General features: G+C 68.4%; 6 protein-coding genes. 4 read left to right on the forward strand and 2 right to left on the reverse strand.

The features are described from left to right. Positions 1 to 108 precede the first annotated feature (108 nt). Entirely contained in the window at positions 109 to 1,530 is a 1,422-nt protein-coding gene (locus C5B85_RS06160; protein ID WP_104285129.1) for a sodium/calcium exchanger protein, read from the forward strand. Between the two features lie 12 nt (positions 1,531 to 1,542). Here the strand turns inward: C5B85_RS06160 and C5B85_RS06165 are convergent, their stop codons facing one another. Further along, positions 1,543 to 2,295, reverse strand: coding sequence for a response regulator (locus C5B85_RS06165; RefSeq protein ID WP_104285130.1), 753 nt, complete (start codon positions 2,293 to 2,295; stop codon positions 1,543 to 1,545). Beyond that, the gene (locus C5B85_RS06170) at positions 2,292 to 3,635 is read right to left on the reverse strand and encodes an ATP-binding protein (protein ID WP_104285131.1); all 1,344 of its coding nucleotides are present in this window, start codon (positions 3,633 to 3,635) and stop codon (positions 2,292 to 2,294) included. Before C5B85_RS06170 ends, C5B85_RS06165 begins: the two co-directional genes overlap by 4 nt. Before the next feature lie 189 nt (positions 3,636 to 3,824). Between C5B85_RS06170 and C5B85_RS06175 the strand changes: the two genes are divergently transcribed. Genes C5B85_RS06175 through C5B85_RS06185 form a run of 3 tightly spaced genes read left to right on the forward strand, consistent with a single transcriptional unit; the run spans position 3,825 to position 7,053 of the window. Beyond that, positions 3,825 to 4,820 carry a tripartite tricarboxylate transporter substrate binding protein gene (locus C5B85_RS06175; protein ID WP_258070612.1) on the forward strand — a complete coding sequence of 332 codons (996 nt, stop codon included), beginning with the start codon at positions 3,825 to 3,827 and terminating at the stop codon, positions 4,818 to 4,820. After that, positions 4,817 to 5,497 carry a tripartite tricarboxylate transporter TctB family protein gene (locus tag C5B85_RS06180; RefSeq protein WP_104285132.1) on the forward strand — a complete coding sequence of 227 codons (681 nt, stop codon included), beginning with the start codon at positions 4,817 to 4,819 and terminating at the stop codon, positions 5,495 to 5,497. Before C5B85_RS06175 ends, C5B85_RS06180 begins: the two co-directional genes overlap by 4 nt. After that, complete coding sequence (locus tag C5B85_RS06185; protein ID WP_104285133.1) at positions 5,485 to 7,053, forward strand: tripartite tricarboxylate transporter permease; 1,569 nt, start codon at positions 5,485 to 5,487, stop codon at positions 7,051 to 7,053. The genes C5B85_RS06180 and C5B85_RS06185 overlap by 13 nt, the downstream gene beginning before the upstream one ends. Positions 7,054 to 7,163: the final 110 nt, after the last annotated feature.

Consider the following 7,163-nt stretch of genomic DNA (forward strand, 5'->3'; position numbering starts at 1 on the left):
CCCTCTCTTGCGGCGGTCTCGAGAATCTACTCGCTCGGAGGGGGGACCGAGTGCATGTAGTTCAATGGAGGCGCGATCATCACCCCGTTCATCGCCCAGGGAGCTCACGTGCCAGACAACTCGACGCCAGAAGACTCCGAGACGGACGACGGCGCGGTCGACTACTCGCAGCGCGACTACCAGGCACCGACGGGCTATCGGGCCCCGGACTTCGTGTCGAAGTGGGCGGCGCAGGACAGCAGGGGCGACGCCCAGCGGCTCGCTGACGAGCAGCGCGAAGCGGAGCGCGAGGCCCAGGAGGCGGCGGAGGATGCCCGCGAGACGGACAGCAATTGGGACGAAGGCAGCACGCCGACGGGCCTGCCCGACGCGCCGCGCACACTCGAGGAGCTTGATGCGCTGGTCGACCGCGACGCGGCCTCGCAGTCACCCGGCTTCGTGCTTCCGGGGGCCGGTCCTGGCGAGGAGGTCACACAGCCCCTCGACGCGACCCTCGAGCGCCAGGAGCTGCTGACCCGCGTCGCGAGCGACAGCAGCGCCCTCCTCGGGAAGCGTGTGCGGGATGTGCAGAGCGCGGTCGCCGGCGGCCGACCCGGGAACGGCAAGGGAAGCGTCGGGCGCCCTAAGCGGACTCCGCCCAACCAGCTCCCGACGCCGCCGGCTGCCGCAGCCTCCACGCCCAAGACGGACACCAAGACGACGAAGAAGGGCGGTGGTGGCTGGTTCGGCTTCATCGCCGCGATCCTCGCCATCACGTTCGCGATCTCCGGGATCACCTTCATCGCCTGGGTGGTCATCGTCGTCTCGCTCATCTCGAGCATCGCCCTCATACGTGCCGGTGGCGGACGACGGGCGGTTGGTGTCATCACGCTGATCATGACGGTCGTGGCGCTTGTCATCCAGCTGATCGGTTCGACCGGCGGTTCGATCCGCGGAGCCGTGACGGAGCTGTCTGGCGGCACGGGGACGCTCGACCTCACCGCAACGGCCAGCGTCTCTGGTACGGGCAATGCGAGGTTCGATGTGGTCCTGCCTGGAGGCTCGGACGACATCGGCCTGCTGCGGGTCGAGTTCGAGGGCGAGCGGCTCCGCATCTACGACGTCGACGTGGAGGGCGAGCAGATGGGCGGGTCGTCCCTCTCCGCCTACGACGACTATTCGGGCCTTGCCATCATCAACGAGTGGACCGACGACGAGTTCCGGGCCATCGACATCGAGGCCGAGGGGGACTGGACGGTGACGCTCGTCTCACTCGAGACGCTTCCGTCGTTCGACGCCGAGTACTCGGGTTCTGGGTCGGAGGTCGTTCTCTACACGGGCAACGGCGGCGACGCGACTTTCGCGTTCGAGCCTGACCAGAGCATCGGGATCGACACGTTCGGCGCGGACAGCTGGTACGAGAGCACCAGCGAGGTCACGTCGCTCACTCGCCCGTTCCAAGCGGGCCCCACGATCATCCGGGTCGAGCTGTATGACGAGACGGCGTGGAGCATCCGCTTCGACGGGACAGCGCCGACTCCGACCAGCTGACCGCGAGTCGGGTCAGGTCGAGCGGCGGTAGCGGAGCTCGGGACGGCCGCGCTTGCCGTACACCGGCTCGACCTCGGCGAGGCCGCGAGCGCAGAGGTGGTCGAGGTAGCGGCGAGCGGTGACGCGGGAGAGGCCGCACACCTCGGCGATCTCGAGGGCGGACTGCCACTCCGACACCAGTCGGGAGGCGACAAGCTTGATCGTCGGCTCCGAGAGCCCCTTGGGCAGTGGCCTTCCCCGGCCGGCCGGCACCTGGATCGATGATGTTCCCGAGCGATCCAGCGTCTGCGACGGGGTACCGGCACCGCGACGGGCCAGCAGCCCGTCGATGTCCTGCTGCCGAAGCGGTGACGTTGGCGTTCCCTCGGCGGTCTTCCTCGGAGACGCGACGCGCGTGTCGCGGTAGTTGGCGAGCCTGGCCTCGAAGTTCGCCCGAGAGAAGGGCTTCACGAGGTAGTCGGAGATGCTGGCCGTCGCGAGCTGCGCGACCGAGAGCCGGTCGTTGGCGGAGGAGATGATGATGGCGTCGAAGGCGTCGTCAAGCAGCAGTCGCAGGCGGCGCAGCACCTCGACGCCGCTGAAGTCTGGCAGGTGCACGTCGAGCAGCACGAGGTCGATGTCCATGCTCGCGGCGACCTCGAGAGCCTCTTCACCCGTGCCGGCGGTGGCGACGACCTCGAAGCCGTCGACGCCCGCGAGCATGCGCTCGTGCAGGCGCCTGACGGCGGTCTCATCGTCGACGATGAGGGTTCGGATGGCGGTCACGGTGTGATTCTCTCAGGGCCCGCTGCTCCTGGATGCGCGTCCGGAGCTGACGGCGTGTGCTGGTTCGGCAGCGTCGCGACGAATCGTGCTCCTCCGAGTTCGCTCTCCGTGATCACGAGGCCGCCGCCGCGCTCGCCGGCGATGCGCAGCACGAGCCCGAGGCCGACGCCGCGCGGGATCTCGAGGCCGTCTCGCGACTCCGTCGCCTTGGTCGAGAATCCCGTCTCGGTGACCTGGTCGCGGATCTCCGCTGCGACCCCTGGCCCGGTGTCGTCCACCTGCATCCGCACCCCCGATCGTTCGGCCTCCACTGCGACCCGGACGATCCCGAGTGAGCCCTGCGCTTCGACGGCGTCGATCGCGTTGCCGACGAGGTTGCTGAGCACGGTGGCGGCGGCGTCGTCGAAGGCGAGCTCGAGGAACGCGCGGTCTTCGCTCTCGATGTCGGCCTGCAGCACACCACCGTGCTCGCAGAGCCGGGTGCCGGCAGCAGCGAGGATCGCTCGGATGCGCACCGGCGCTTCCGCGAGTGACTCCTCGAGGTCGGGGTCAGCGGCGAGCGAATCAACCGGCGTCAACGTGCGGATGTAGTCAAGCGCCTCGGCACGCTCGTCGACTTCGATGAGCCCGAACAGCACATGCAAGCGGTTCGAGAACTCGTGTGTCTGCTCGCGGAGGGCGGAGGCGAGGCGGCGCTGCGTCTCGAGCTCCTGGGCGGCGACGGCGAGCCGCTCGAACCGTCGCCCGAGCACCATGGAGACGCCGGCCGCGGCGGCGAGCCCGAAGAGCGCCGCTCCGAGTACCCAGGGCACGACCTGCCAGACCCTGTCCTCGAGCTGCTCGGAGATCGACGACTCGAGAATGCCGACCGACGCCGTCCCGATGACGACGCCGTCGCGCCACACGGGCACCTTGGCGCGGAGTGTCGCTCCCACAGTGCCGACCTCGGTGCCGACGAAAGTCTCTCCGCCCAAGGCGACGCTGGGGTCGGTGGACACCATCTCGCCGCGTCGTTCCGGCACCGGATGCGTGATGCGGATGCCTTCCTCGTCGGTGATGACGACGTAGTCGACGCCGGCGGACTTGGCAACGAGGTCGGCGATCGGCTGCAACGTGGCTCCAGCGTCGGGTGTGCCGACTGCGTCGACGACTGCGGGCAGTTCGGCGAGGCTCGTGGCGACGTCGAGCGCGCGCTCTCCGGTCTCCTCCCGAATGGAGGTGTGCTGCACCTGGAGTGCGACCAGCAGCGTCGTCAGCATGCAGACCAAGACGATGGAGAACTGCACGGCCACGAGTGTGAGCACGCGGGGACCGCGAAGGGCGCTCAGCTCCCTGCTCATGTGGCCACCTCCTCGTGTGCCGACTCTTCGTGTGCCACCTCTTCGAAGACGTGTGCCCTCGGGACGACCCTACGTGTCCACAAAGACCACAAAGGCCAGAAGGCGTCGACGCTCAGCTCCGGTGCAATCGTAGACAGCAGCGCAGACCAGCGCGGCGACAGAGTCGTTGCCAACGGAAGGAATACTCCAGTGAGTAGAACAAGACTCCCGAACAAGCTGCTCGCCTCTCTCTTTGCCATCGTCACGGTTGTTGTTCTCGGCTTCGCGGTCGTGGATGCGAGCAGTGCGGGTGCCGGAGCGTCGGCGAGAAGCAAGCTCACGATCATGGCCCCAGCGGCACCGGGCGGCGGCTGGGACGCGTTCGCGCGTGAGGCGCAGCAGGCGCTCAGAGCGAACGGCATCGTCAACAACGCCCAGGTCGTGAACGTGCCGGGCGCCGGCGGGACCATCGGCCTCAGCCAGCTCCTGCAGATGCAGGGCCGCGACGACATGCTCATGGTCACGGGAGGCGTCATGGTCGGCGCGACCGTCCTCTCCAACACAGGCGAGTCCCTCGCCGACACGGTGCCGATCGCGCGCCTCGCCGACGACTACAACGCGCTTGTCGTGCCCGGGTCGTCGCCGTACAACACCCTCGATGAATTCGTCGAGGGAATGAAGAACGACCCGGGCGGCCACTCGATCGCCGGCGGCTCGCTCGGCGGCATCGACCACCTCCTGAGCGGCATGCTCGGCAAAGCCATCGGGGTCGACCCGAAGGACGTCAACTACGTCGCCTACTCGGGCGGAGGCGAGGTCCTCTCCTCGCTGCTCTCCAGCACCACTGCGGCGGGCCTGTCCGGCTACAACGAGTTCAGGGACCAGATCGAGGCCGGCACGCTCAAGGCGCTCGCGATCTCGGCGCCAGAGCCCGTCGACGGCATCGACATCCCCACTTTCGAGCAAGAGGGAGTCGACGTTGCAATGGTCAACTGGCGTGGCGTGGTCGCACCTCCCGGCATCGATGACGCGACTCGCGACGAGCTCGTCGACATCGTCACGGAGCTCGAGAACAGCCCGGAGTGGGCGGAAGCACTTGACCGCAACAACTGGACGGACAGCTTCCAGCCAGGCACCGATTTCGAACAATTCCTCGTGACCGAGACCGACCAGGTCACCGCACTCGTGAAGGAGCTCGGACTATGAGTCAGCTGCAAAACCCACGCGAGGCGCGCAGCGCTCGCGAGTCGCGGGGCCCCGCGACCGACAGCATCCAGACGGAGCCGCGCTCCTGGTGGCACGGCAGGAGCGAGCTCGGCGTCGCCGCGTTCGTCTTCCTCCTCGCGGTCGTCTTCGCGATCGGCACGGCCACCATGGAGGTCCCCGCCACGGCAGGCGTTCCAGGACCGCAGTTCTTCCCCACGATCGTCGTCGTCCTCCTCTTCATCGTCTCGATAGCGCTCGCGATCACTGTCATCCGCAAGCCAGCCCGCGACGACGAGGACGAAGCCGACCAGATGCTGGAGATCTCTCCAGAGCTGCTCGAGGACATCGGGCAGATCGACACGACCTCCGAGATCCGCGTTGTCACCGCGGCGGCGGGGGAGGAGCGCAAGAAGCGCGACGGCACCGACTGGAAGACCCTCGGCATCGTCTTCGCTGCGCTCGCGGGCACCGCCCTGCTCCTTGAGCCCCTCGGCTGGATCATCACCGCCGCCGCGCTGTTCTGGGTCGTCGCCTACGCCCTCGGCAGCAAGCGCCACCTCTTCGACATCGGAGTCGCGTTCCTCTTCTCGTCACTCGTGCAGCTGTCGTTCTCGGCGGGCCTCGGCCTGACGCTGCCGTCCGGAATCCTGAGCGGAGTCCTCCCATGGATCAGCTGACCCACCTCCTCGAGGGCTTCTCGGTCGCCCTCACCCCGATCAACCTCCTCTGGCTCCTCATCGGCGCCGTCCTCGGCACCGCCGTCGGCGTCCTGCCCGGCCTCGGTTCCGCCATGGCCGTCGCGCTGCTCCTGCCCGTCACCTTCAGCCTCGACCCCACCGGCGCGTTCATCATGTTCGCGAGCATCTACTTCGGCGGTCTCTTCGGAGACTCGACCTCGGGCATCCTGCTCAACACTCCCGGAAACTCGTCGGCAATCGCGACGACGTTCGAAGGCCACAGGATGGCCAAGGACGGCCGCGCCGCGAAGGCCCTCGGCACCTCGGCCATCGGCGCCTTCGTCGGCGGCACGATCGCGACGGCCCTTGTCGTGTTCTTCTCGCCCTTCCTCGTGCAGCTCGCGACCCAGTTCGGCCCGGCCGAGTACTTCGCGCTGGCGGCGTTCGCGTTCGTCGCGATCTCGTCGGTGGTCGCCGACTCCGTCATCCGCGGCCTCATCGCACTCGGAATCGGCCTCGCGATCGCGCTTGTCGGCGTCGACGGACCGTCCGGCGCGTCGCGCTTCACGATGGACCTCCCGCAGTTCTTCGACGGCATCTCGATCATCGTCGTCACGGTCGGCCTTCTCGCGATCGGCGAGGTACTCCACGTCGCCAGCCGCATCCACCGAGAGGGCGGGCTCACGAAGATCCCCGCGTCCGGCTCCCCGTACCTGAACTGGCGCGAGTTCAAGCAGGCGCTGCCCGCCTGGCTGCGCGGCACCGCGTACGGTGTCCCGTTCGGCGCGATCCCCGTCGGCGGCTCCGAAGTTCCGACGTTCCTCGCCTACGGCACGGAGAAGCGCCTCGCGAAGCGCCGCAATGACCCGGACTTCGGCACGCGCGGCTCCATCCAGGGTGTCGCGGGCCCCGAGGCCGCAGGCAACGCGACGGCTGGCACGGCGATGGGTGCCCTGCTCGCGCTCGGCCTCCCGACCTCGGCCACCGCTGCCATGATGCTCGCCGCGTTCCAGCAGTACGGCATGCAGCCGGGCCCGCTCCTGTTCGAACGCAGCGGTGACCTCGTCTGGCCGCTCCTCGCGAGCCTCTTCATCGGGCTTGTCATCCTCCTCGCCATCAACCTGCCGTTCGCGGCGGTCTGGGCGAAGCTGCTCCTCATCCCGCGCCACTACTTGTACGCGGGGATCACGGGCTTCGCGATGCTCGGCGTCTACGCCATCGCCTCCTCGACTGTCGACCTGTGGCTTGCGCTCGCCATCGGCGTCTTCGGGTTCGTGATGCGTCGCTACGCGATCCCGCTTGCCCCCGTGCTCATCGCCGCCATTCTCGGGCCGCTCGCCGAGACCGAGCTTCGCCGTGCGCTCGCCGTCAGCGAAGGCGACATGGGCATCCTGGTCGACTCGCCCATCACGATCGCGATCTACGTGCTGATGGTCGGCGCGATCGTCATCAGCGCCGTCCAGCACTTGCGCACTCGCACTCGAGAGAAGCAGATCCAGAAAGCCAAGACTGAAGCCGTCGCGGTGCAGGCCGCCGCGAGAGAAGACGCCGGGTAGCCGGTCGGCGCGGGGGATGCGCCGCGACGGGCGGGTGGATGCGCGGGGGGCGCGCCCACCCGCCCGTCGGCATGCGCGCGCGTCTGCGCCGCCGCCTGCCTGCCCTCCGC

This window comes from Pseudoclavibacter sp. AY1F1 (assembly GCF_002931075.1).
Taxonomy (GTDB): Bacteria; Actinomycetota; Actinomycetes; order Actinomycetales; family Microbacteriaceae; genus Pseudoclavibacter.

Excerpts from the sequence above, each read along its gene's own strand:
- C5B85_RS06170 (WP_104285131.1), bottom strand. The coding sequence starts at position 3,635 with ATGAGCAGGGAGCTGAGCGCCCTTCGCGGTCCCCGCGTGCTCACACTC.
- C5B85_RS06180 (WP_104285132.1), top strand. The coding sequence starts at position 4,817 with ATGAGTCAGCTGCAAAACCCACGCGAGGCGCGCAGCGCTCGCGAGTCG.
- C5B85_RS06185 (WP_104285133.1), top strand. The coding sequence starts at position 5,485 with ATGGATCAGCTGACCCACCTCCTCGAGGGCTTCTCGGTCGCCCTCACC.